We start from the raw sequence: 23,506 nt of genomic DNA, 5'->3' as shown, positions 1-23,506 counted from the left end.
ACGTCGCTGCAAGCGCGCCGGGAGCGACGAATTCCATCTGCGCGGCGTCAAGAGCCGACGACAGAGATGGAAAACGCCGCTGCAGACCACACTGCAGCGGCGTTTTCCATCTCCACGAGACGAAGGGCGCTCGACGAGCCTGCGCGGGGTCAGCTCCGCCGCACCGCCTGCCAGAGCGCGCGGCGCTCGGCCTGCTCCACCGGATCCGGCACGGGCAGCGCGGCCAGCAGCTCCTTCGTGTACGGATCCCGCGGGTCGTTCAGCACCTGCGCGGTCGTGCCCTGCTCGCGGATCGTGCCGCGCTGCAGCACGATGATCCGATCCGACACGGCGTCGATCACGGCGAGGTCGTGGCTGATGAACAGCGACGCGAAGCCGAGCTCGGCCTGCAGCTGCACGAACAGTTCGAGCACCTTCGCCTGCACCGAGACGTCGAGCGCGCTCGTCGGCTCGTCCGCGATGAGCAGCTTCGGATCCAGGGCCAGTGCCCGCGCGAGCGAGGCCCGCTGGCGCTGACCGCCGGACAGCTCGTGCGGGAACCGGTCGCCGAAGTTCGTCGGCAGCCGCACCGCGTCGAGCAGCTCGTCGACCCGGGCGCGGGCGGCGGCGACGCTCGAGGCGCGGCCGTGCACGACGAGCGGCTCGGCGATGCACTCCGCGATCGACAGCAGCGGGTTGAAGCTCGTCGCCGGGTCCTGGAACACGAACCCGATCTCGGGCCGGAGCGGCGCGAGCTGGCGCGGCTTGACGCCCTTCATCTCCTGCCCGAGCACGGTGAGCGATCCGCCGACGACCGTGGTGAGGCCGACGACCGCACGCCCGATCGTGGTCTTGCCCGATCCCGACTCGCCGACGAGGCCCACGACCTCGCCCGGCCCGACGTGGAAGTCCACGCCCTTGACCGCGACGACTCCGCCGCGGCCGAATCGGCCCGGGTAGCCGATGTCGCACGCCCGCGCGACGATGAGGCTGCCGGCCGGCGCCGCGGAGGACGTCCCTTCGGCAGGCTCCGGGATCGAAGCCAGCGCCGACTTGCCCTGGCCGACGTGCGGGACCGCCGCGAGCAGCTCGCGGGTGTAGGCCTCGCGCGGGTTCGCGAACAGCTCGCGCACGGGCGCCTGCTCGACGATGTCGCCGCGCAGCATCACGACGACCCGATCGGCGAGGTCGGCGACCACGCCCATGTTGTGCGTGATGAGCACGATCGTCGCGCCGAACTCGTCGCGGCAGGCGCGCAGCAGCTCGAGGATCTCGGCCTGCACGGTCACGTCGAGCGCCGTCGTGGGCTCGTCCGCGATGATCAGCCCGGCGTTCAGCACGAGCGCCATCGCGATCACGATGCGCTGCTTCTGCCCGCCGGAGAACTGGTGCGGGTAGTCGTCGACACGGTGATCCGGATCCGGGATGCCGACCTTGCGGAGGATCTCGACGGCCTTCGCCTTCGCCTCCTTCTTGGACAGCTTCCCGCCGTGGTGGTGCGCGCGCAGGCCCTCGGCGATCTGCCAGCCCACGGTGTAGACGGGGTTCAGCGCCGTGGACGGCTCCTGGAACACCATGGCCGCGTCGCGTCCGCGCATCGCCTGCAGCTTCGCGGGCGAGGCGTGCACGACGTCGGTCTCGTCGCCGGTGCGGCTGCGCACGATCACCGCGCCCGACATCGTCGCGGTCTCGGGCAGCAGGCCGAGCAGCGCGTTCGCGGTGACGGTCTTGCCGGATCCCGATTCGCCGACGATCGCGAGCACCTCGCCCGCATGCGCCTGGATGTCGATGCCCTTGATCGCGTCGACGGGCTCGGCGTCGGTCGCGAACCGCACCGACAGCCCCCGGATCTCGGCGATCTCCTGGGTTGGGATCACACTGGTCATGCCGCACCTCCCGCGCGACGGCGGGTGCGCAGTCGCGGATCGCTCAGGTCGTTCAGGCTCTCGCCGACGAGGGTGATGCCGAGCACCACCAGCACGATCGCGAGACCGGGGAAGATCGAGGTCCACCAGATGCCGCTGGTGACGTCGGCCACCGAGCGGTTCAGGTCGTAACCCCATTCGGCGGCCGAGGTCGCCTCGATGCCGAAGCCGAGGAAGCCGAGGCCGGCCAGGGTCAGCAGCGCCTCGGAGGCGTTCAGCGTGATCACGACGGGGAGGGACCGCGTCGAGTTGCGCAGCACGTGCCGGAGCAGGATCCGCCGGGTCGGCACGCCGATCACCTTCGCCGACTCGACGAACGGCTCGGCCCGCACCCGCACCACCTCGGCGCGGATGACCCGGAAGTACTGCGGCACGAAGACGACCGTGATCGACAGCGCGGTCGCCATTACACCGTTGATGAGGCTGGACTGGCCGTGCCCGATCACGATCGACATGACGATCGCGAGCAGCAGCGACGGGAACGCGTAGATCGCGTCGGCGATGACGACGAGGATCCGGTCGAGCCAGCCGCCGAAGTAGCCGGACAGCAACCCGAGCGCGATGCCCAGGAAGATCGAGCAGATGATCGCCGCGATGATCACGAGCAGCGCGGTCTGCGCACCCCAGATCGTGCGGGAGAACACGTCGAAGCCGCTGACCGTGGTGCCGAGGATGTTCAGCGGGTTCGGCGGCAGCTGCGTGCCGAACTTGTCCCCGGAGGCGGTGGCCTGCTGCGCCCAGGAGTACGGCGCGATGAACGGCGCGAAAATCGCGACGAGCACGAACACGCCGGTGATCACGAGACCGGTGATGAGCATGCCGCGCTGCAGCCCGACGCTCTGACGCAGCTGCGAGATCACGGGGACCTTCTCGGTCCAGCGGCGCTTGCGCGGCGCCTGTGCCCCGAGCGCGGACGTCTGCGCGCCCATCTCCGGGGCCCGTGCGGCGAGGGCCTCGGCCTCCGCTCCCTGAGCCTGTCGAAGCGAGTCGTCCCGGTCGATCACCGGGTCGATGGAGGGATCCATGGTCATCTCAGTACCTCACCCTCGGGTCGATCATGGCCGCGACGATGTCGACGATGAAGTTGGTGACCGCGACGATCACGGCGATCATCACGACGATGCCCTGCACGGCCACGAAATCCCGGGCCTTCAGGTACTCGGCGAGCATGAAGCCGATCCCCTTCCACTCGAAGGTCGTCTCGGTGAGCACGGCGCCGGCGAGCAGCAGTGCGATCTGCAGGCCCATCACCGTGATGATCGGGATGAGCGCCGGGCGGAACGCGTGCTTGGTGACCAGGCGGAACTCGCTCACGCCGCGGGAACGGCCCGAGGTGACGTACTGCTGGCCGAGCGTGCCGATCACGTTCGTGCGGATCAGGCGCAGGAAGACGCCCGCGGTGAGCATGCCGAGCGCGAGCGCCGGGAGGATCGCGTGCCACAGCACGTCGAGGATCGCGGGGCCGTTGCCGAGCCGGATCGCGTCGAGCAGGTAGATCCCGGTCGGGGTGTTCACCCCGCTCATCAGGAGCTCTGTCTGCGTGCCGGCCCGCCCGGAGACGGGCAGCCAGCCCAGCCACACCGAGAACACGAGCTTGAGCAGCAGGCCGACGAAGAAGATCGGGGTCGCGTAGGCGAGGATCGCCATGATGCGCAGCGAAGCGTCCTGCCAGCGGTCGCGGCGGTGCGCGGCGATCAGACCGAGCGGGATGCTCACGGTGAACGCGACGATGAGCGCGTAGATCGCGAGCTCGAGGGTCGCGGATCCGTACGTGAGCAGCACCGTGGTGACCTTCTGGCGGTCGGTGATGGTGGTGCCGAAGTCGCCGTGCAGGATGTTGCCGAGGTACTCGGCGTACTGCGTGAGCAGCGGCCGGTCGTAGCCGGCCTCGTGCACGCGCTGGGCGAGCTGCGCCGGAGGAAGGCGGCCGCCGAGGGCGGCGGTGATGGGATCGCCGGTGATCCGCATCAGGAAGAACACAGTGGTGATCAGGATGAGCACCGTCGGGATGATCAGCACCAGGCGGATCAGGATGTAGCGCCAGAGTCCCGCGGAGGAACTCGCGCGCGTCGCGACCGCGGGATCGGCGGTCAGGGCGTCAACGGACATGGAGGGGGACCTTCGTGAGGATCAGGGGTGGAGCAGGAAAGAGGACGGGGCACCGTCGCGTGTGCGGCGGTGCCCCGTCTCCGGATCGCTTTACTTCGAGATCGAGGCGTAGCGGAACTTGAACGACGCGTCGAGCGTGGTGCCGTTGACACCGGAGCCGACGACCGCGATCTGCTTGCCCTGGAGCAGCGGCAGCGTGGACAGGTCCTTGGCGACCATGTCCTGGATCTGCTGGATGTCGGCGGTGCGCTTGTCCTTGTCGGTCTCCGTCGCCTGCTTCACGATCAGGTCGTTGACAGCCTGGTTCGCGTAGTGGTTGTGCAGGAAGTTGTCCGTCGTGAAGAACGGGGACAGGTAGTTGTCGGCGTCCGAGTAGTCCGGGAACCAGCCGAGCTGGTACGCCGGGAACACGTCGGCGGTGCGCTCCTTGGTGTACTGCACCCACTCGGTGGTCTGCAGGTTCACCTTGAACAGGCCGCCGTTCTCGAGCTGCGCCTTGACCGCGGCGTACTCGTCACCCGAGGACGGGCCGTAGTGGTCGCCGTTGTACTGCAGGTTCAGCGTGACCGGGGTCTGCACGCCGGCGTCCGCGAGCGCCTTCTTCGCCTTGTCGAGCGAGGGCTTGCCGCTGCCGTCGCCGTACATCGACTTCAGCACCGTGGTCGCACCGGTCATGCCGTCCGCGACGTAGGAGTAGAGCGGGCTGTAGGTGTCCTTGTAGACGTCCTTCGCGATCGCGGAGCGGTCGACCAGGTCGGCCGCCGCCTGACGCACGGCCAGCGACTTGGCGCTGTCGGCCTCGGGCGTCTTCGCGCCGTACGGCATCGTGTCGAAGTTGAACACGATGTAGCGGATCTCGCCGCCGGGGCCCTCGACGAGCTTGACCTTCTTGTTCTTGCTCAGGTCGTCGATGTCGGTGGCGGAGAGGCTGCGGTACGCCACGTCGATGTCGCCCTTGCCGATCGCCAGCTTCAGGTTCGACGCGTCGGCGTAGTACTTGACGTTGACTCCCGCGTTGGCCGGCTTGCCGAGGTTGCCCTGGTAGCCGGAGTACGGCTTGTAGGCGACGAGCTGGTTCAGCTTGTAGTCGGTGATCTGGTACTGGCCGGCGAACGCCTTGCCCTTGACGATCGCGTCGTCGGTGGTGACCTTGTCGGCCGAGAACACCTTCTCGTCGACGATCGGGCCGGCCGGGCTGGAGAGGATCAGCGGCCAGATCTGGTCGTTGCCGTTCTTCAGCGTGAACACGACCGTGGTGTCGTCGGGGGCGGCGGTGCTGGCGAGGTTGCCGAGCAGCGAGGCCGGGCCATTGGGGTCGTTGATCTTCACCATGCGGTCGAAGGAGAACTTGACCGAGGCGGAGGTGAGCGCGTCGCCGTTGGCGAACTTGAGGCCCTTCTTGAGCTTGACCGTGAACTCGGTCGGCGTGGTGAACTTCGCCGACTCGGCGATGTCCGGGGTGACCTCGGCGGAGCCGGGCTTGCTGCTCATCAGGAACGGGTAGATCTGGTTCATGACGGCGAAGGATCCGTTGTCGTAGGACCCGGCCGGGTCGAGCGACGTGATCTTGTCGGTGGTGCCGACCGTGATCGTCGAGGAGGATCCTCCGGAGCCGCCGTTGCCGCCGGTGCTGCTGGTGGCGCAGCCGGCGAGGACGAGGGCGGTGGCGCCGAGCGCGCCGATGGCGAGGCCGATGCGGCCTCTTGTGCTGTGGAATGACATATACACCTCTGTATCGGTTCCCTGGCCGGAGTTCCTCGCGGCCGCGAATCTGTGGCCGTCGGGGTCACGGCACACAGGACACCCGATTGTAGGCACGGGATTTCGCATTGCGAAACGATGCCGACCGTTTCGACACTGAGACGTGATCTCAGCGTCCGCGGATTCCAATACCACCCGGGCGGGCGGGTCAGACGCGGGCGGCCCACCAGTCGAGGAGTCGCCTCTCCGCCGCCTCGGGGCCGATCAGGCCCTCGTCCAGACGCAGCTCGAGCAGGAACCGGTAGGCCTCGCCGACCTCGCGCCCCGGGGCGATCCCGAGGATCCGCTGCACGTCGTTGCCGTCGAGCTCGGGCCGGATCGCGTCGATCTCCTCCTGCTCGCGCAGGGCGATGATCCGGGCCTCGATGTCGTCGTACGCGGTCGCCAGGCGGGTCGCCTTGCGCCTGTTGCGCGTGGTGACGTCGGCGCGGGTGAGGATGTGCAGCCGCTCGAGCTGGTCGCCCGCGTCGCGCACGTACCGGCGCACGGCCGAGTCCGTCCAGGCGCCCTCGGAGTAGCCGAAGAAGCGCAGGTGCAGCTCGATGAGCTTGGCCACCGCCTCGGTCGTCTCCTTGTCGAACCGGAGCGCCTGCAGCCGTTTGCGGGCGAGGCGGGATCCGACGACGTCGTGGTGGTGGAAGGTGACCGATCCCCCCGGCTCGAGCTTGCGGGTGCGCGGCTTGCCGATGTCGTGCAGCAGCACCGCGAGGCGCAGGATCGCGTCGGCCGGCTCGCCGGGGTGCCGCGACCGCTCCAGCGCGATCGCCTGGTCGAGGGCGGTCAGCGAATGCTCGTAGACGTCCTTGTGGTGGTGGTGCTCGTCGACCTCGAGCCGCAGCGCGCTCACCTCGGGGAGGAACTCCTCGATGAGCCCGGTGTCGACGAGGACGCGGATCCCGCGGACCGGGTCGTCGGCCTGCAGCAGACGCACGAGCTCGGCCTGGATGCGCTCCGGGCTGACGATCCGCAGCGTCTCGCGCAGCTCCCCGATCGCGTCGAGCGTGCGGTCCTCGATGCCGAAGCCGAGCTGGGCGCTGAACCGGGCCGCGCGGAGCATCCGCAGCGGGTCGTCGCCGAAGCTGATCTGCGGATCCGTCGGGGTCCGCAGCACGCCCTGCACGAGGTCCTCGACGCCGCCGGTCGGGTCGACCAGTCTGACCTGCGGGACGAGCAGCGCCATGGAGTTGACGGTGAAGTCGCGGCGGACGAGGTCGCCGTCGATCGCGTCGCCGAACTCGACGACGGGCTTGCGGGTGACGCCGTCGTAGGCGTCGGCGCGGTAGGTCGTGATCTCGACCTGCTCGCCCTGCACGCGGGCGCCGATCGTGCCGAACTCCCGGCCGATGTCCCACTGGGTGGACGAGATCGGCTTCACGACGCGCAGGATGTCGTCCGGGCGGGCGTTCGTGGTGAAGTCGAGGTCGTGCGTGGCGCGCCCGAGCAGCGCGTCGCGCACCGGGCCGCCGACGACGGCGAGGTCGAACCCGGCGTCCGCGAAGGCGAGCGCCAGGGTCCGCACGACCGGGTTCTCCGCGAGTGCGCCCAGACGGGCGAGTCCCTCGGCCATGTTGAGCATGGATTCCAGGGTACCGGGGCCGGGCTCCGGGCCTTGCGCCGGTTGTCCCGGCCCCGGGTCCGACACCGTCGAGTGACCGCGAGACCGAACCTCCGTCCCGAGACCGCGCTCTTCATCGTCGGTCTCGAGACGCGAGTTCGGTCTCGCGGTCTGGGACCCGGTTCAGGCGACCGGGTCGCCCTGGACGGGTCCCTCGGTGTTCGGCTTCCAGCCCAGCGCGGGGGCGACGTGCTCGGCGAAGGCCTGCAGCACGTGCAGGTTGTATTCGGGTCCCAGCTGGTTCGGGATCGTCAGCATGAGCGTGTCCGCGGCCATCACGGCCTCGTCCTGCTTCAGCTGCGAGATGAGCACGTCGGGTTCGGCCGCGTAGGTCTTGCCGAACGTGGAGCGGTAGCCGTCGATGATGCCGATCTGATCGTCGCCGTCCTCGCTGCGCAGGCCGAAGTAGGCGCGGTCCTGGTCGCTGACGAGCGGGAAGACGCTGCGACTCACCGAGACACGGGGAGCGCCGGTGTGCCCGGCCTCCTTGTACGCGGCGCGGAACAGCTCGATCTGCTCGCGCTGCAGCTCGTGGAACGGCTGCCCTGTGGCCTCGGTGACGAGCGTCGAGCTCATCATGTTCAGGCCCTTGCGCCCGGTCTCCTCGGCGGTCGCGCGGGATCCGGATCCCCACCAGATCCGATCGCGCAGCGACGGCGCGTGTGGCTCGACCGCCAGGTAGCGGCCGGCGCCGACCATGCGCGGGTCGCCCGGGGCGATACCGGCGCCGTCGATCGCCTCGAGGAAGAGGTCGAACTTCTCCCGGGCGAGGACGCTGCCCCGTTCGCGGTCCTCGTCGTCGGTGTAGCCGAACGCCTCGTAGCCGCGCAGCGCGGTCTCGGGTGAACCGCGGCTGACGCCGAGGGCGATCCGGCCGTCGGCGATGTAGTCGAGCGCGGCGGCCTCCTCCGCGAAGTACAGCGGGTTCTCGTAGCGCATGTCGATGACGCCGGTGCCCACCTCGATCCGCTTCGTGGTCGCAGCCATGGCCGACAGCAGCGGCATGGGCGAGGCGGCCTGGCGCGCGAAGTGGTGCACGCGCACGTAGGCGCCGTTCACGCCGATCTCATCGGCGCCCTGCGCGATCTCGATGCTCTGGTGCAGCATCTCCCCCGCGGTGCGGGTGACGGATCCGGGCACGTTCGCGTAGTGCCCGAAGGAGAGGAATCCGAAAGCCTTCATGATCTATTCGAACGCATGGATCAGGATCCTTGTTCCCCGGGGATGAGGAATCCGTCGGTCACGAGGGCGCGCAGCCGCGGCTCGAGGTCGGCCCAGAGCTCCACGAGCGGCACCTCGAACAGGTCGGCGAGCGCCGCGACGATCTGGGTGACGGTGAGATCGCCGTCGCAGGCGCCGACGAAGCCGGCGAGGGCGGGGTCGACCGACACCGTGCGCCCGAAGCCACCGCCCTGACGAAGCTCGATCACGCTCGGCGCGTCCTGGCCGGGCAGGTGGTGGCGGGCCTCGGTGACGTCCGGCGCGACGAGGAGCACGTCGGGGACACCGTCGGCGAGCGCGTCATGTCCGGCCAGGCCGTCGCGGAACGCGCGGCCCGGGCTCGTGACCGGCTGCATGAGCGTCTCGAAGCGACGCAGCGCTGCGTCCGGCGCGGCCGGATCGCCGGGGGTCGCCGGGCGGCGGATGAGGACGTACCCGAAGGCGATCTCGGTGACGTCGCGGGCCGCGAAGTCGTCGAGCCAGGCGTTCAGCAGCGGCTCGAAACCGGCGTCACGAGGGGTCGTGCCGCCGTCCCGGATCCACAGTTCGGCGTAGCCCAGCGGTGACAGGGTCTCGCGCTGCACGGCCCAGGCGTCGAGCTCCGGCGCGATCCAGGACTCGAGGCGGCGCAGCCCCAGCGTCGCCCCGACGGACTCCCAGTTGCCGAGCAGCTGCGCGGATCCGCCGGGGCTCAGGTGTGCGGGGGCTTCGCGGACGAACGCCTCGACGAGGGCGTCGCCGACGAGCCCGCCGTCACGGTATTCGTACTCGGGAACGTCGGCACCGCGCGGGGTGATCACGAACGGCGGGTTGGAAACGATGAGCCCGAAGCTCTCGCCGGCGATCGGCTCGAACATGCTGCCCCGACGGAACTCGATGTTGCCGACGCCGGCGAGCCGCGCGTTCAGTTCGGCGTAGGCGAGAGCGCGCTCGGAGATGTCGGTCGCGACGACGGATCCGGCGTGCCGGGCGACGAGGAGCGCCTGGATCCCGCAGCCGGTGCCGAGGTCGAGGGCGCGATCGACCTCGATCGGCATCACGAGCGAGGCCAGCGTGCGCGAGGCGCCGCCGACCCCGAGCACATGGTCGGGCGGGAGTGCGGTGCCGAGCGCGAGCTCGTCGAGGTCACTCGCGATCCACCACTCTCCGACGCCGTCCGCGTCGACGAAGGACTGCGGCCGGATGAGCGCGGCCGGGACGACTCGTCCGTCCTCGCGGTAACCGAGACCGAGGCTCTCCAGGCCGTCGATCCCGAGACGGGCCAGGGCAGCGGCGACGGGCGCCTCCGGTTGCGGCATGCCGAGCACGAACAGCCTGCCGAGGGTGACGAGCGGGTCGGTGCGGCCCTCGACCGCGCGCAGCAGTGGGGAGCGGATCCCTCGCCCGAGGGCGTCATCGGCCTCCGCGCCCCAGGCCGTGCGGAGCGGCTCGGACCGGAAGTCCGCGGCGTCGAGGTCGGCGGCGAGAGCGGCGCAGAGCACGGGATCGGGACGGGGGACGAGGTGACGGACCACGGCGTCACTCTACGCGGCGGGCTCCGCCGGCGACCGGCCCCGGCCTGCGCGTTCCCCTGCCCGGCCGCCCGCCTCCAGGGATCCCGCGGGCTCGCCGCCTAGAATCACAGGGCCAGTACTCTCCGCGCCCGCCTGACGTGCGCCCGACGGATCCTTCATGACAGTCTCCCCTGCACCGCTCTCCTCCGCGCGGGCGTCCTCCACGCCGGCGCCTCTGCGCGACCGCCTGCGCCGCGCCGCGCGGGTGCTCGCGGTCGCCGCCGGGCTGCTGCTGCCGCTGTCCTCGGTCGCCCCCGCCCTCGCCGCGACGCCGGCGCCCTCGCCGTCGCCCACCCCGGCGCACGCGGGGCTGCAGCTCACCCTGCTGCCGGATGCGAACGGCGCATACACGCCCGGATCCCCGCTCACCACCACGCTCGCCGTCCGCAACGACGACACGGTCGGGCTCGCGCCCGGCACCATGCACCTCGAGCTCGGGCGGACGCCCCTCGCGGACCGTTCCGCGGTGAGCGCCTGGCTGCGCGGATCCGGCTCCTCCCCCGCCCTCACCGGGATCGGCGATGCCAGCACCTCCGCGACGGGCGCCGGCGACAGCTACCGGACGACCGTCGTCGTCCCTGCGGCCGACGTCGGTGCGCTCACCCCGGGGGTGTACCCGCTGCGGGCGACCATCCAGGCGCAGACCGCGGCAGGAACGCCGCACCAGTCCACGGCGTCGTCGGTGAGCGTGCTGGTGGTCGCCCGCGGAGCCGCGCCGTCCGTCCTCACGGTCGTTCCGATCACCGCGGCCCCGGCCGCCGGCGATCTGCTGACCGCGACCGAGCTGACCGCCCTCACCGCGCCGACCGGCGCCCTCACCGCGCAGCTGACCGGAGTCACCGGGACCTCCGCGGTGCTCGCGATCGATCCGTCCATCCCCGCCGCGATCCGGGTGCTCGGCACGACCGCTCCGCCGTCCGCGACCGCATGGCTGTCGCGCCTCGAGGCGCTGTCGAACGAGAAGCTCGTGCTCCAGTTCGGCGATGCCGACGTGGCCGCCCAGGCCGCCGCGGGCCTGCGCAGCCCGCTGACGGTCGACTCGCTCGATCCTTTCCTGTCGTCGTCGGGCACGGCGACCCCGGTCCCCACCCCTTCTCCGGGAGCCGGTGCGTCGACCGCCCCGGCTCCGGCCGACGTCATGACGATCGCCGGCGCCCGGGACGACATCCTCTGGCCGCGCGGCGAGGTGTCGGCGGGGGACATCGCCACCATGGCGAACTACGCCTCCGCTCCTGCGACGACCGCGTTCCCGATCCTGCCGTCGACGACGTTCTCGTCCGGGGCGAAGAGCGGGCCGGTCTCGGCGCACGGCACCGTCGGCGGCGCGTCCGTGCTCGTCACCGACGCCGCCGTGTCCGCCGCGCTGAGCAGCGCCGCGGTGGAACCGGATGCCACCCGTCGCGGCAGGTCCCTGGCCGAGGCGAACGCCATGCTCTGGTTCGCGACCCCCGGATCCACCGTCCTCGCCGGCCTGTCCCGTGCGGACGTGCGTTCCGACCAGGGGCTGAGCGCGGCCGTCAGCACGTTCAGCGGCGGGATCGACGGGCATCTCTCGCAGGTGCTGTCCGCCCCGTCGGTCGACCTCACCGTCGCCACGAGCTCGGCCGCGGACCGAGCGAACGCCGTGCGGACGCTCGAGAGCGACGAGGCCCGCATCCTGGACTTCGCGAGCATCCTCGCGCAGCCCGCCGATCTGACCATCCGCCAGCGCATCTCCGTGCTGCGGCTGCTCGGCGTCGGCGTGCACACCACGACGGCCGACTTCGCCACCGCCCTCAAGGCCCAGCGGGCCGCGACCGAGAAGACCCTCGACGCCGTCGCGATCCAGCCGTCGAACCCGATCCTGATCAGCGCCAAGGTCGACGTGCCGGTCTGGGTGCGCAACGACCTGCCGTACCCGGTGCGCGTGCAGCTGCACATCACCGCGAACGACGGGCGCATACAGTTGCCGGCGCTCACCGAGATCGACGCGCAGCCGTCGAGCACGACCCGGGTGAAGATCCCGGTCGAGGTGCGCCTCTCGAACGCCGAAGTCGGTCTGACCATGAGGCTCACCAGCACGAGCGGCGTCGCCATCGGCGCCTCGCAGACCGCGCAGCTCACCATTCGCGCGGAGTGGGAGACCATCGGCCTCATCGTGCTCGGGTCCATCGCCGTGCTGCTGATCGGCGGAGGGATCTTCCGCACGGTCCGGCGGCGCAGGGCGGCCGCGGCGAAGTATGCCGCGGTCGGCATGGATGGATCCGGCGAGGGCGGGGGCGAGTCCGCCGCCGACTCCGATGAAGGTTCGAGTGAGTAGCCTCGGCCGCGCGAGCGCCCTGCTCGCCGCCGGGACGATGGTGTCGCGAGTCACGGGGCTGCTGCGCACGATCGTGCTGGTGTCGGTCATCGGCGCGAACGCCTCCGCCGCCGCCGATGCGTTCGGCCTCGCCAACCAGCTGCCGAACGACGTGTTCTCGCTGATCTCGGTGGGTGTGCTCACCGCCGTGCTCGTGCCGCAGATCGTGCAGGCGGCCTCTCACGACGACGCAGGCTCCGCCTTCATCTCGAAACTGTTCACCCTCGGCACCGTCGTGCTCCTCGCTGCGACCGGGATCGCGATGCTCGCCGCGCCCCTGCTGATCCTCGTGAACGTGTCGCCCACGACGAGCCCGGACAAGATCGCCCTGGCGACCGCGTTCGCGTACTGGTGTCTGCCGCAGATCCTCTTCTACGGGCTCTACGCGCTCATCGGCGAGACGCTGAACGCACGGCGGATCTTCGGACCGTTCACCTGGGCACCGGTCGCCAACAACGTGATCTCCATCGCCGGCTTCCTCGTCATCCAGGCGCTGTTCGGCGGCCCGCTGAAGGCCACGGGCGCATGGACCCCTGATCGGATCGCACTGCTCGGCGGCACCGCGACGCTGGGGATCGCGATCCAGGCGGGGATCCTGCTGCTCTTCTGGCCGAGGACCCGCCTCGCCCTCAAGCCCGACTTCCGCTGGCGGGGTGTGGGCCTGGGCAAGGTCGGCAAGCTCGCGGGCTGGACACTGCTCATGGCCGTGATCAGCGTGGTCGCAGGCTTCGTCCAGACCCGCATCGCCTATCAGGCGTCCGGCGAGTACCCGTCCGTCGCCGTGATGATGAATGCCTGGCTGGTGTTCATGCTCCCCTACTCCGTGATCGTGCACTCGATCGGGACTCCGTACTTCACCCAGCTGAGCGAGCACGCCCACGCGGGCCGGGACGACGAGGTCCGCAACGACATCTCGCGCAGCATCCGCACGCTCGGCTTCTTCCTGATGGGTGCGATGGCGGCGGTCGCGGCGGCAGCCGTTCCCGCATCGCGGATCTTCACGAACTCCGGCCCGGACGCGGTGGCGGCCGGCCAGGTGCTCCTCTGCTACCTGGCCGGGCTCGTCCCGCTGGCCGTGCTGTTCATCATCCAGCGGACCTTCTACGCGTATGGCGACACCCGCACCCCGCTGCTCTTCACGCTGTTCCAGTGCGTGCTGATCGTCGTCAGCGCGCTGGCCGCAGGCGCACTCGTCGATGCCCGGGCGATTCCGCTCGCCTGGTTGGCTGCCGCGATCGCCCTGGGCCAATCCATCTCCGGAACGTTGCAGACCATCGTCGCGACCTGGCTGCTGCATCGTCGTCTGGGCGGGATCCACACCCGCACCTGGCTGCTCGGCCTCCTTCGTTTCCTGGTCGCCGCCGTCCCCGCCGGTGGGGCCGGATGGGGCGCCTATCTGCTGCTCGGCGGTGCGAAGAGCTGGATGACCTCGAACATCTACCTCGGAGCCGTGGGCGCAGCGATCGTCGGGATCACGACGCTCGCGGTCTACCTCGGCGCCCTGTTCCTGATGCGCACGCCCGAGCTCGATGCGGTCAAGGGTCTCATCCGGCGCTTCGTGCCGTCGCGCTGATCCGGTCCTCATGTCCTCGCCGTACCCCGACACGATCGCGGCCCCTGTCTCGCGCGAACTCGTCGTCAAGAAGTCGCGCTTCATCGCGCACCTCGCGCCGGCCGGATCCGTCGAGGAGGCGGAGTCCGTCATCGCCGTCATCCGCAAGCAGTACTGGGACGCGCGGCACAACTGCACGGCGATGGTCACCGGGATCACCGGCGACCAGGCGCGCTCCTCCGACGACGGCGAGCCCTCCGGCACCGCGGGCATCCCGATGCTCGAGATGCTGCGCCGGCGCGGCCTCACTGACGTGGTCGCGGTGGTCACGCGCTACTTCGGCGGCGTGAAGCTCGGCGCCGGCGGTCTCGTCCGCGCCTACTCCACGGCCGTCTCGGAGGCGCTCGACGACGCGCGGCTGCTGCATCGCGTCCCGCTGCGCGAGGCGCGCATCGACGTCCCGCACGCCGACGCCGGCCGCATCGACAACGCCTTGCGCGAATGGGCGACCGTGCACGGGTCCTCCTTCGGCGACGTCACGTACGGATCCTCGGCGACCTTCACGCTCTGGATCCCTCCCGCGGAGCAGGACCCTCTCGTCGACGATCTGGCCGCGCTCTCGGCGGGATCCCTCTCCCCCGTCTTCGGAGCGACCCGCGTCGTCGACCTGCCCGCGGCCCTCTGATCGACCCGGGGAGCCCGCGCCCCCGGCCACCCGGGACGACCGCGGAGTGCACCCTCGGGCATGTCACGCTCCCAGGCCTGCGGAATGCCGCGCCGGTAGCATGTGTTGAGGCCCGTGGAAGCAAGGAGAAGCAATGCGACAGGTCATCATCATCGGCTCCGGTCCCGCGGGTTTCACCGCCGCGATCTATGCGGCGCGCGCGAATCTGAATCCCGTGCTCGTGGCGAGCTCGGTCGAGGTCGGCGGTGAGCTGATGAAGACGACGGATGTCGAGAACTTCCCCGGCTTCCCCGAGGCGATCCAGGGCCCCGACCTCATGGCCAAGATGCAGGAGCAGGCGGAGAGGTTCGGCACCGAGGTGCTGTACGACGACGTCACCGAGCTCGACCTGGACGGCGAGGTCAAGAAGGTCACGCTCGGCAGCGGCACCGTGCTCGAGGCGGCCTCCGTGATCTACGCGACCGGGTCCGCCTACCGCACGCTCGGCATCCCCGGCGAGGACCGTCTCTCCGGCCACGGCGTCTCCTGGTGCGCCACCTGCGACGGATTCTTCTTCCGCGAGCGCACGATCGCCGTCGTCGGCGGCGGCGACTCCGCGATGGAGGAGGCCACCTTCCTCACGAAGTTCGCCTCGAAGGTCTACGTCATCCACCGCAAGGACACCCTGCGCGCGTCGAAGATCATGCAGGACCGCGCCTTCGCGAACGACAAGATCGAGTTCATCTGGAACAGCGCCGTCGAGGAGATCCTCGGCGACGACGCGACCACCGGTGTCCGCCTGCGCAACACGGTCGACGGGTCCGTCACGGACCTCGCCGTGGACGGTCTGTTCATCGCGATCGGCAACGACCCGCGCACCCACCTCGTGCACGGCAAGCTCGACCTGACCGCCGAGGGCACGATCTGGGTCGACGGGCGCTCCTCGCGCACCTCGGTCCCCGGTGTCTTCGCGGCCGGCGACGTCATCGACCCGACCTACCGCCAGGCGGTCACGGCCGCCGGATCCGGCACGGTCGCGGCTCTGGATGTCGAGCACTTCCTCGCGGCCCTCGCGGACGGCGCACCCGCCGCGGCCGCGGTCGCCTGAGTCCCTCGAGGGAACAGATCCACGCCCTCGGGCGTTCACCTATCTCAGCGTCTTTCACAATCAAGGAGAATTCATGACTGCCAAGGCAACCAGCCAGGCGACCTGGGAGCAGGACGTCCTTCAGGCCGACGGCCCCGTTCTGGTCGACTTCTGGGCTGCGTGGTGCGGTCCGTGTCGCATGGTCGCGCCCGTTCTGGACGAGATCCAGTCCGAGAACGCCGACAAGATCACCATCCTCAAGCTCAACGTGGATGAGAACCCCGACCTGGCGATGAAGTACCAGATCACGTCGATCCCGGCGATGAAGGTCTTCCAGGGCGGAGAGGTCAAGACCACGATCATCGGCGCCAAGCCGAAGTTCGCCCTCGAGCAGGACCTGGCCGCCTTCCTCGGCTGATTCCACACGCTCTCCTCGAAGCCCGCTCTCCCCCACGGAGGGCGGGCTTCGTCGTTCCCAGGGGTCACTCGTTCCCTGGCTGCGCTCGTTCCTGGTTCGTGCGTGGCACGGTCACTGAGCTCGTCGAAGGGGCCTGTCCGGTCCCTGGTGGTGGCGCCCGCTCCGGGAGGGGGCCCTTCGCTCTGTGCATCAGGACCTGTTGTCCGGTCCCCGAGCCCATCGAAGGGACTTCAGCCGCCCTCTTCACGCTTCCTGGTCCCTGAGCCTGCCGGAGGGACGCCCCGTCCTCGCCGTCAGATCCACACCCGCGGCGTAAGCGGATTCGCTTCTCACGACGTTTCACGTGAAACATCGTCTCCTGGCCCGCGTCACACTCCGACTGACCGACGTTTCACGTGAAACGCTCTCGACCAGACCGTCCCGATGAACAGAGCACAGGGTGCGAACACGAGAAGAGAACAGGGCCCTTCGACAGGCTCAGGGACCGGGGATGGTGGCTCAGGGACGGAGGATAGCGTCTCAGGGATCGAACGGGACGCGACCGGGGACCGACCGGGGAACGTCCGCGCAAAGGTGCTCAGGAGTGAGCGTCGTCGGTCAGGAGATCCCAGCGGCGGTACTTGGGACCGTCGCCCAGGAGACCCCACACGATCCGGGTGAGCTCCGGGTAGTCGATCGCGATGCGACGGAGGACCTCGAAGTTGCGCGCCTCGTCCGGACGGACACCGCCGCTCTCCACGATCTCATCGGCGCGAAGCAGGAACACGACGAGCTCGTCGACACGCGGGAGCTCCTCCATGAACTCCCAGGGGTCCTCTCCCCCGAGCAGGCGCTCCTGGACGAGCACGGCCAGCTCATCGGCCGCCTCCGCGCGCAGAACCTCGAGGCTCGCGCGTCTCGTCGTCGGGGATTCGGTCACTCGACAAGCCTACGCGTTCCGTACGACGACGAAACCCGGACCTCCCGCGCTGCGGAAGATCCGGGCCTCGATGTCCGGAGATCGGCTCAATTCGTGCCGTAGCTGTCCTCGCCGAGTTCGGAGAGGATGCGGTTCAGGTCCTGGATGGACGCGAACTCGATCTTGACCTGGCCTTTCCGTGCGCCGAGAGCGATCTGGACGCGCGTGTTCAGCCGATCCCCGAGCTTGCCCGCGACGTCGTCGAGGTAGGCCCGCCGGGCGCCGGCGTGCGGCTTCGAGGACATCGTCGCGCTGCCCGACGCGCCGATGCTCTTCGCGGCCTCCTCAGTGGCGCGGACGGAGAGATCCTCGTTCACGACCTTGTCGGCCAGGCGCTGCATCAGGTCGACATCGTCGAGCGACAAGATGGCGCGGGCATGGCCGGCGGTCAGCACCCCTGCAGCGACGCGCTGCTGCACGGGTACCGGCAGGCGGAGCAGACGGATCGTGTTGCTCACCTGCGGACGGGAGCGGCCGATCCGCGTGGCCAGCGCCTCCTGGGTGATCCCGAAGTCCTCGAGCAGCTGCTGATAGGCCGACGCCTCTTCGAGCGGGTTCAGCTGCGAACGGTGCAGGTTCTCGAGCAGGGCGTCGCGCAGCAGATCCTCGTCCGCGGTGTCGCGGAGGATCGCGGGGATCGAGTCGAGGCCGGCTTCGCGCGCGGCGCGGGTGCGTCGCTCGCCCATGATGAGTTCGTACGCACCCCCTTCGTTCTGCCGGACGACGACGGGCTGCAGCACGCCGAACTCGCGGACGGAGTGCACGAGCTCCGCGAGGTCGTCCTCCTTGAAGTGCGTTCGCGGCTGGCGCGGGTTGGGCACGATGTCGTGCGGGTCGATATGGACGAGCCGGGCACCGGGAACGGCGACGAGCTGTTCCGTCTCCTCCGCACTCGGCGCCTCGCCGATCGGCGTCACCTCGGCGATCTTCGCCCCGGGAAAGAACACGTCGACGGGACGCTCTGCGCTGTCCGATGTCGGGATGAGTGCCCCGATCCCCCGCCCCAGACCCGTGCGTTTCGCCATCAGTGCCCCTTCTCGTTGTCCGTCATCGCCCGTCCGGCGATCTCCACTGCTGCTTCCCGGTACGCGACCGCGCCCACCGACTGCCCGTCGTACGTGATCACGGTCTGTCCGAAGCTCGGAGCTTCCGACACACGCACGGATCGTGGAATCACGGTGTCCAGGACCTCATGCGGGAAGTGTTCGCGTACTTCCTCTGCGACCTGCTGGGCGAGGCGCGTCCGCCCGTCGAACATCGTGAGCAGGATGGTCGACAGCTGCAGCTCGGGATTCAGGTGCTTCTGGATCATCCGGATGTTGCCGAGCAGCTGGCTCAGACCCTCCAGTGCGTAGTACTCGCACTGGATCGGGATGAGCACCTCGGTGGCGGCGGTGAACGCGTTGATCGTGAGCAGCCCCAAGGACGGAGGGCAGTCGATGATGACGACGTCCGTGGGATGCACTGCGAGATAGTCGTTGAGGGCGGTGCGCAGACGGTGCTCGCGTGCGACCTGCGACACGAGTTCGATCTCCGCGCCGGCGAGGTGGATGGTGCTCGGGGCACAGAACAGATTCGAGGACTCCGGGCTGGGCTGCACGATCTCGGCGAGAGGGGCATCCCCGACCAGGACGTCGTAGATGCTCTGCACATCGGAGGTGTGTGCGACCCCAAGGGCCGTGGACGCGTTCCCCTGCGGATCCAGGTCGATCACGAGGACCTTTGCCCCCAGTTCGGCGAGCGCCGAGGCGACGTTGACCGCTGTGGTGGTCTTGCCGACCCCACCCTTCTGGTTGGAGATCGTGAAGACGCGCGTCGGTCCGTCGAATCGGACGTTCACGTGTTCCAAAGCCCGACGGCGGGCGGTGAGATCCGCGATTTCACGGGCGAGAGGAGTATCCGCCCCGTATTCGGCTGTCGAGGTGCTCGGGGACTGTTTCACGTGAAACATCCACTCCTTTCGACGATCTCCGACCGGAAACGGCGGAATCTCCACTCTAACTTGTGCGCCAGACAATCCCGTGCCGGATCGACGGATCTGTGCGATGTTTCACGTGAAACATGGATGTGGAGGGCGTCGTCGTGCAGCCTGCGCTCCCTGGCCAGGCGGCCGAGCGACAGAGGCGGGCGAGACCAGGGTGAGGTGGGTGACCCCCGCCTGGTGATCCCTCGTCTTCCCGTCAAGTGCTCACCGGTCCCCGACCAGAAGTGGAAGGACTCCTCGCGCGGCCGCAGTCCAGGGAGACCGTCCTGGTGCCGCACTTTCTGTCGGGGGGCCGAACCGGCCGGGTGCCGCGCTTTCCGTCAGGGCGCCAATTCCGGCCAGGTGCTGCTCTCGCCGCCGGTTAGCGGTGTCGCACGCGTGAGACCTCGGCCGGCGACCGCCGCACTCCCGACTCAGATGGTCGTCGAACCTGCCCCGGTCGGTCTGGTGGAGTCGGGACGCAGAGCGTCGTCCGGGGCGGCCCCGATGTTTCACGTGAAACGTCGGCCAGGCAGATCACCGCACCCGACCGGGATGCACGGGGCGCGGAGGGCATTGCGGTGGCATCGCCGATCATCCCTTGGCGTGCCAGGGGCAGGAGGACCTTGCGCGGATGAGGCGTCTACGCGGCCGGCCTTCTGGCGGTTTCACGTGAAACGTTCACGCGATAGGAGGAGCCCGCCCGCCGAATCAGGCGCACCATCGCGAACATCGTCCTGGTGGCCAAGAGCCAATGACGATCGATTCGCCGCTATCAAGCTGCGATGGCCAGGTGCCGGCTCCACGACAGAGGTGATGTCGGTCCAGGTGCCAGAACTCTCCATCCCACGCAGTAGCACTGAATGGACAGCGTGAAGCCAAGGAGGAGCACCCAATGGCCGCTCGGTGGCTAGGTCGTTAGATGCCTGTCTACCGTTTCACGTGAAACATCTGCCGCTGCACCCTGAACCCGACGCCCCCGCGAACCAATGGCGGGAAGACACGGTGACGGCGATGAAGCGCGGCGGGTGCAGCGGGCGGCCCAAGGGCGCTCAGCTGTCAAAGCCAACCGAGCGACATGCATGCCGCAGATGGGAAACGTGGGGGAACCAGCACTGTCGACGGTCCTCGAAGCGCCCACCTGGAACACCCTCCGGAACCGAACCGAGACGACCGTCACCGGATACCCTCCCGGTGACGAGAGTCAGAGCATCACACCGACCAACGGTCGGGAACATCACACCGACCAGCGGTCGACCCGGAACCGAGGTCAGCCCCGGACGGTGGCCCGCAGCACTCGCGTCGTCTCGGACAGGCCGCCTTCACCCAACGTCTCGACGCGCACGTCGGACAGCAGATACTTCTTGATCGCCTTCTGCGCCGCAGAGATCTCGTTCTCCGCGTTGAGCCCCTTCAACAGCGCCAGCTCTCCCCCGTTGCGCACGAGCGGCGCCGTCCACGGGATGAGGGTACGCAGTGCACTGACGGCGCGGGCGGTCACCATGTCGAACGTCGCGCTGAGGCCGACCTCTTCCGCACGACCACGCACGACCGTGACATTGGAGAGATCCAGAGCGGCGACCTGCTCGTCGAGCCAGGTCACCCGTCGCTCCATCGGCTCGATGAGCGTCCAGGACACGTCGGGCCGCGCGATCGCCAGGACGATTCCGGGCAGCCCCGCCCCGGATCCCACGTCTGCGACGGATCCGGAGAACAGCGGCGCTGCGATCGCACTGTTCAGGATGTGCCGCGTCCACAGTCGGGGCAGCTCCAGTGGCCCGATCAGTCCGCGCTCCTCCCCTTCCCGCGCCAGGGCGGCGGTGAAGGAACGAGCCTGTTCGATCCGGTCGCCGAACAGCGCGACGGCGGCTTCGGGTTCCGGCTCGAGTTCGGCCGTGACGACTCCGGAATCAGACATGTTTCACGTGAAACGTCGACGTGTGCCGTGGCTCAGCGCCGGCGGATCACGGTGTGACGGGTCGGGCCCTCACCGTAGGATTCGGACACGAGCCCGCGCTCGGCGACGATGTCGTGCACGAGCTTGCGCTCGTAGCTGGACATCGACGGCAGGGAGGCCTGCGAGGCGCCGTCGTCCAGCTTCGCGACCGCCGAATCGACGAGACGCTCGAGCTGGTGACGACGTGCATCCCGTGAACCGGCCACGTCGAGGATCAGCCGGGAGAAGGATCCGGTCTGGTTCTGAACCGCGAGACGGGTGAGTTCCTGCAGCGCCTGCACGGTGTCGGGCGCGGAGATGAGCCGCAGCGCGTCGCCCTCCGCCTCGACAGAGACGTAGGCTCGGCCCTGCTTGACGTCGAGCGTCAGGTCGCCGTCGATGTCGGCGATGTCGAGGAGACCCTCGATGAAGTCGGCCGCGACATCTCCCTCATGCTCGAGGTCGGACACCGTGGGCTCGACGATCTCCTGCTCGGTCATGCCCTCTCCCCGTCCTTCTTGGCGCGCTTGGCGCTCTTGGGCTGCTGCCGCTTCGGCTGCTGCGCGCGCAAGCGGTCGGCATCCTCGAGCATCTTCTGCTGCTCCGCCTCGTACACGGCGACCGGGACGACCTTGCCGTCGGAGCCGATTGCCTTGCCCTTGCGCGCCAGCCGCTCCTCACGAGCCTTCGCAGCGTCGGATCCGGGGGTCGGCATCTCGCGGAGCACGAGGAACTGCTGGCCCATCGTCCACAGGTTGCTGATGAACCAGTAGATGACCACGCCGAGCGGGAAGAACAGACCGGAGAAGATGAAGCCGAGCGGCAGGATGTAGAGCATGATGCGCTGCATCTGGTAGGCCTGGCCGGTCTTCGCCTCGGGCGAGAGGTTTTTCGAGATGATCTGAAGCTGCGTGAAGAACTGGGACCCGATCATCAGGACCACGAGGACGATGAGGATCGCGACCGTCGCCTGCCAGCCGTCCGGCTTCTGCCCCACGGCGTCGGTGAGGCTGGTGTGCAGCGGGGCGACCCCGAACAGGGTCGCGTCGTAGAACTGCTTGGTCAGTTGCTTGGTCAGCAGCCAGACGCCGCCCTCGCCGGCCAGGGCGTGCTTCTTGACGTCGCTCAGCGTGTAGAACATCCCGAGCAGGAAGGGCATCTGCACCAGCAGCGGCAGGCAGCTCGACAGCGGCGTCGTGCCATGCCTCTTGTACAGCGCCATGGTCTCGCGGCTCATCGCCTCGCGGCTGAGCTGATCCCGCTTGCCCTTGTACTTGTCCTGAACTTTTCGCAGTTCAGGGGCGATTTCCATCATCTTGCGCTGGCTCTTGATCTGCCGCACGAAGAGCGGGAACACCGCCGCGCGGATGACGATCACGAGACCGACGATGGACAGCACCCAGGTGAGACCCGCCGAGCCCTGCATTCCCAGGGCGGTGAACAGCCAGTGCCAGGCGACGAGGATCGCCTCGACCAGGGCCTTGAACGGCCACATGACGGTGCCGAGGAGGTCGAAGCCGCCCGACGAGGCGGGTGTCGGCGTAGCCGCGGCAAGCAGGAGGTCGGAACCCACTGATCAGTCCTTTCGGGAGGGTACGACGAATCCTCGGGGCGTGAGGGCGTGTCGGAAGTTCTTGTGCAGCGGTACGTCATCCACACCGCCGTGGCTCCAGGGATTGCAGCGCAGGATCCGCCACGCCGAAAGACCCGCGCCCTTCACCGCGCCGTGCTGCTGCACCGCACCTACAGCGTAGGCGGAACACGATGGGTAGTACCTGCACACATCCCCGTAGAGCGGGGAGACCACCGCGCGGTAGGCGGTGAGGAACGCCAGCACCAGGTTCCGCGGGACCAGCGGGATCGCCCGGGCGGCGTCGTGCGCATGCAGATGGGCGGTCCCGCGGGAGTAGGCGGGCAGCACGCTCATCGCACACCTCTGCTCAGGGCGCGGTCGACGTCGGCGAGCAGATCGGCGAACGGCGCGTCGGCCGCCGCCGGGAGGGCACGGATCACGATGTCCACTCCCTCGCGCAAGGGAAGCTGGCGTGCGCAGACGTCCTTGAGACGTCGTCGGACGGTGTTGCGGGTCACTGCGTTCCCCACCTGCTTGCTCACGATGAAGCCGAACCGTGCCGGACGGGGTTCCCCCGTGTCGAGCACGGAGAGGATCAGCCGGGCCCCGCCGTATCGCCGCCCGCGCCGGACCACCGTGCGGTAGTCGGACCCGCGGGTGATGCGATGCGGGCGGGCGAGCACGGATTACGCCGAGAGCTCGACGCGACCCTTCGAGCGGCGGGCCGAGAGGATGGCGCGGCCGGCGCGGGTGCGCATGCGGGCGCGGAAGCCGTGCTTCTTGGCGCGACGACGGTTGTTGGGCTGGAAAGTGCGCTTGCTCATGATTTCTCCGGGAGTGCTGTCACCGGGATC

At 69.2% G+C, this 23,506-nt stretch carries 21 protein-coding genes; 5 read left to right on the top strand and 16 right to left on the bottom strand.

Annotated features, from left to right (window positions below; genetic code table 11):
* Positions 1 to 149: 149 nt before the first annotated feature.
* From RBR11_RS12980 to RBR11_RS12950, 7 genes are all read right to left on the bottom strand, one after another.
* On the bottom strand, positions 150 to 1,865 hold the full coding sequence (locus RBR11_RS12980) for an ABC transporter ATP-binding protein (protein WP_308489770.1): 1,716 nt from the start codon (positions 1,863 to 1,865) through the stop codon (positions 150 to 152).
* A complete protein-coding gene (locus RBR11_RS12975; protein WP_308489897.1) occupies positions 1,862 to 2,833 on the bottom strand; it encodes an ABC transporter permease in 972 nt (323 codons plus the stop codon). Before RBR11_RS12975 ends, RBR11_RS12980 begins: the two co-directional genes overlap by 4 nt.
* A gap of 103 nt (positions 2,834 to 2,936) precedes the next feature.
* Positions 2,937 to 4,013 carry an ABC transporter permease gene (locus RBR11_RS12970; protein WP_308489769.1) on the bottom strand — a complete coding sequence of 359 codons (1,077 nt, stop codon included), beginning with the start codon at positions 4,011 to 4,013 and terminating at the stop codon, positions 2,937 to 2,939.
* A gap of 90 nt (positions 4,014 to 4,103) precedes the next feature.
* On the bottom strand, positions 4,104 to 5,735 hold the full coding sequence (locus RBR11_RS12965; protein WP_308489768.1) for an ABC transporter substrate-binding protein: 1,632 nt from the start codon (positions 5,733 to 5,735) through the stop codon (positions 4,104 to 4,106).
* Between the two features lie 187 nt (positions 5,736 to 5,922).
* Positions 5,923 to 7,350, bottom strand: a complete 1,428-nt coding sequence (locus RBR11_RS12960) for a CCA tRNA nucleotidyltransferase (protein ID WP_308489766.1) — start codon at positions 7,348 to 7,350, stop codon at positions 5,923 to 5,925.
* Between the two features lie 162 nt (positions 7,351 to 7,512).
* The gene (locus RBR11_RS12955) at positions 7,513 to 8,571 is read right to left on the bottom strand and encodes an LLM class flavin-dependent oxidoreductase (protein ID WP_308489765.1); all 1,059 of its coding nucleotides are present in this window, start codon (positions 8,569 to 8,571) and stop codon (positions 7,513 to 7,515) included.
* A 20-nt stretch (positions 8,572 to 8,591) separates the two neighbouring features.
* On the bottom strand, positions 8,592 to 10,124 hold the full coding sequence (locus RBR11_RS12950; protein ID WP_308489764.1) for a DUF7059 domain-containing protein: 1,533 nt from the start codon (positions 10,122 to 10,124) through the stop codon (positions 8,592 to 8,594).
* 157 nt (positions 10,125 to 10,281) lie between these two features.
* Here RBR11_RS12950 and RBR11_RS12945 point away from each other — a divergent pair, with 157 nt between their 5' ends.
* The 5 genes from RBR11_RS12945 (at position 10,282) to trxA (ending at position 16,222) form a co-directional block, all read left to right on the top strand.
* On the top strand, positions 10,282 to 12,462 hold the full coding sequence (locus RBR11_RS12945) for a DUF6049 family protein (protein WP_308489763.1): 2,181 nt from the start codon (positions 10,282 to 10,284) through the stop codon (positions 12,460 to 12,462).
* Complete coding sequence (murJ, locus tag RBR11_RS12940) at positions 12,455 to 14,074, top strand: murein biosynthesis integral membrane protein MurJ (protein ID WP_308489762.1); 1,620 nt, start codon at positions 12,455 to 12,457, stop codon at positions 14,072 to 14,074. Before RBR11_RS12945 ends, murJ begins: the two co-directional genes overlap by 8 nt.
* A gap of 10 nt (positions 14,075 to 14,084) precedes the next feature.
* Positions 14,085 to 14,738: an IMPACT family protein gene (locus RBR11_RS12935; RefSeq protein ID WP_308489761.1), complete on the top strand. Its 654-nt coding sequence runs from the start codon at positions 14,085 to 14,087 to the stop codon at positions 14,736 to 14,738.
* 133 nt (positions 14,739 to 14,871) lie between these two features.
* Positions 14,872 to 15,825, top strand: a complete 954-nt coding sequence (gene trxB / locus RBR11_RS12930; protein WP_308489759.1) for a thioredoxin-disulfide reductase — start codon at positions 14,872 to 14,874, stop codon at positions 15,823 to 15,825.
* Between the two features lie 73 nt (positions 15,826 to 15,898).
* Entirely contained in the window at positions 15,899 to 16,222 is a 324-nt protein-coding gene (trxA, locus tag RBR11_RS12925) for a thioredoxin (RefSeq protein ID WP_308489758.1), read from the top strand.
* Positions 16,223 to 16,799: 577 nt separating this feature from the next.
* On the opposite strand, the gene RBR11_RS12920 is transcribed toward trxA, so the two are convergent.
* The 9 genes from RBR11_RS12920 to rpmH form a co-directional block, all read right to left on the bottom strand.
* The gene (locus RBR11_RS12920) at positions 16,800 to 17,141 is read right to left on the bottom strand and encodes a tryptophan synthase subunit alpha (RefSeq protein ID WP_308489757.1); all 342 of its coding nucleotides are present in this window, start codon (positions 17,139 to 17,141) and stop codon (positions 16,800 to 16,802) included.
* Between the two features lie 86 nt (positions 17,142 to 17,227).
* Positions 17,228 to 18,205, bottom strand: coding sequence for a ParB/RepB/Spo0J family partition protein (locus RBR11_RS12915; protein WP_308489756.1), 978 nt, complete (start codon positions 18,203 to 18,205; stop codon positions 17,228 to 17,230).
* A complete protein-coding gene (locus tag RBR11_RS12910; RefSeq protein WP_308489896.1) occupies positions 18,205 to 19,131 on the bottom strand; it encodes a ParA family protein in 927 nt (308 codons plus the stop codon). Before RBR11_RS12910 ends, RBR11_RS12915 begins: the two co-directional genes overlap by 1 nt.
* A gap of 1,282 nt (positions 19,132 to 20,413) precedes the next feature.
* Complete coding sequence (rsmG, locus tag RBR11_RS12905; protein WP_308489755.1) at positions 20,414 to 21,061, bottom strand: 16S rRNA (guanine(527)-N(7))-methyltransferase RsmG; 648 nt, start codon at positions 21,059 to 21,061, stop codon at positions 20,414 to 20,416.
* Positions 21,062 to 21,093: 32 nt separating this feature from the next.
* On the bottom strand, positions 21,094 to 21,579 hold the full coding sequence (locus RBR11_RS12900) for a Jag family protein (protein WP_308489754.1): 486 nt from the start codon (positions 21,577 to 21,579) through the stop codon (positions 21,094 to 21,096).
* Positions 21,576 to 22,652, bottom strand: a complete 1,077-nt coding sequence (gene yidC, locus RBR11_RS12895; RefSeq protein WP_308489753.1) for a membrane protein insertase YidC — start codon at positions 22,650 to 22,652, stop codon at positions 21,576 to 21,578. Before yidC ends, RBR11_RS12900 begins: the two co-directional genes overlap by 4 nt.
* A gap of 3 nt (positions 22,653 to 22,655) precedes the next feature.
* Positions 22,656 to 23,006, bottom strand: a complete 351-nt coding sequence (gene yidD, locus RBR11_RS12890) for a membrane protein insertion efficiency factor YidD (protein ID WP_308489752.1) — start codon at positions 23,004 to 23,006, stop codon at positions 22,656 to 22,658.
* On the bottom strand, positions 23,003 to 23,335 hold the full coding sequence (rnpA, locus tag RBR11_RS12885; protein ID WP_308489751.1) for a ribonuclease P protein component: 333 nt from the start codon (positions 23,333 to 23,335) through the stop codon (positions 23,003 to 23,005). Before rnpA ends, yidD begins: the two co-directional genes overlap by 4 nt.
* A gap of 3 nt (positions 23,336 to 23,338) precedes the next feature.
* Entirely contained in the window at positions 23,339 to 23,476 is a 138-nt protein-coding gene (gene rpmH, locus RBR11_RS12880; RefSeq protein WP_116241601.1) for a 50S ribosomal protein L34, read from the bottom strand.
* Positions 23,477 to 23,506 lie beyond the last annotated feature (30 nt).

The sequence above is a fragment of the Microbacterium capsulatum genome (assembly GCF_030865425.1).
Classification (GTDB): Bacteria; Actinomycetota; Actinomycetes; order Actinomycetales; family Microbacteriaceae; genus Microbacterium; species Microbacterium capsulatum.
Note: the sequence above shows the minus strand (reverse complement) of the source record. Positions and strands in the feature narration are given on the sequence as shown.

What these genes read in the sequence shown, in the direction of transcription:
- RBR11_RS12980 (WP_308489770.1), bottom strand. Translation starts at nt 1,865, where the DNA reads ATGACCAGTGTGATCCCAACCCAGGAGATCGCCGAGATCCGGGGGCTG.
- RBR11_RS12975 (WP_308489897.1), bottom strand. Translation starts at nt 2,833, where the DNA reads ATGGGCGCGCAGACGTCCGCGCTCGGGGCACAGGCGCCGCGCAAGCGC.
- RBR11_RS12970 (WP_308489769.1), bottom strand. Translation starts at nt 4,013, where the DNA reads ATGTCCGTTGACGCCCTGACCGCCGATCCCGCGGTCGCGACGCGCGCG.
- RBR11_RS12965 (WP_308489768.1), bottom strand. Translation starts at nt 5,735, where the DNA reads ATGTCATTCCACAGCACAAGAGGCCGCATCGGCCTCGCCATCGGCGCG.
- RBR11_RS12960 (WP_308489766.1), bottom strand. Translation starts at nt 7,350, where the DNA reads ATGCTCAACATGGCCGAGGGACTCGCCCGTCTGGGCGCACTCGCGGAG.
- RBR11_RS12955 (WP_308489765.1), bottom strand. Translation starts at nt 8,571, where the DNA reads ATGAAGGCTTTCGGATTCCTCTCCTTCGGGCACTACGCGAACGTGCCC.
- RBR11_RS12945 (WP_308489763.1), top strand. Translation starts at nt 10,282, where the DNA reads ATGACAGTCTCCCCTGCACCGCTCTCCTCCGCGCGGGCGTCCTCCACG.
- RBR11_RS12935 (WP_308489761.1), top strand. Translation starts at nt 14,085, where the DNA reads ATGTCCTCGCCGTACCCCGACACGATCGCGGCCCCTGTCTCGCGCGAA.
- trxB (WP_308489759.1), top strand. Translation starts at nt 14,872, where the DNA reads ATGCGACAGGTCATCATCATCGGCTCCGGTCCCGCGGGTTTCACCGCC.
- trxA (WP_308489758.1), top strand. Translation starts at nt 15,899, where the DNA reads ATGACTGCCAAGGCAACCAGCCAGGCGACCTGGGAGCAGGACGTCCTT.
- RBR11_RS12915 (WP_308489756.1), bottom strand. Translation starts at nt 18,205, where the DNA reads ATGGCGAAACGCACGGGTCTGGGGCGGGGGATCGGGGCACTCATCCCG.
- RBR11_RS12910 (WP_308489896.1), bottom strand. Translation starts at nt 19,131, where the DNA reads ATGTTTCACGTGAAACAGTCCCCGAGCACCTCGACAGCCGAATACGGG.
- rsmG (WP_308489755.1), bottom strand. Translation starts at nt 21,061, where the DNA reads ATGTCTGATTCCGGAGTCGTCACGGCCGAACTCGAGCCGGAACCCGAA.
- RBR11_RS12900 (WP_308489754.1), bottom strand. Translation starts at nt 21,579, where the DNA reads ATGACCGAGCAGGAGATCGTCGAGCCCACGGTGTCCGACCTCGAGCAT.
- yidD (WP_308489752.1), bottom strand. Translation starts at nt 23,006, where the DNA reads ATGAGCGTGCTGCCCGCCTACTCCCGCGGGACCGCCCATCTGCATGCG.
- rpmH (WP_116241601.1), bottom strand. Translation starts at nt 23,476, where the DNA reads ATGAGCAAGCGCACTTTCCAGCCCAACAACCGTCGTCGCGCCAAGAAG.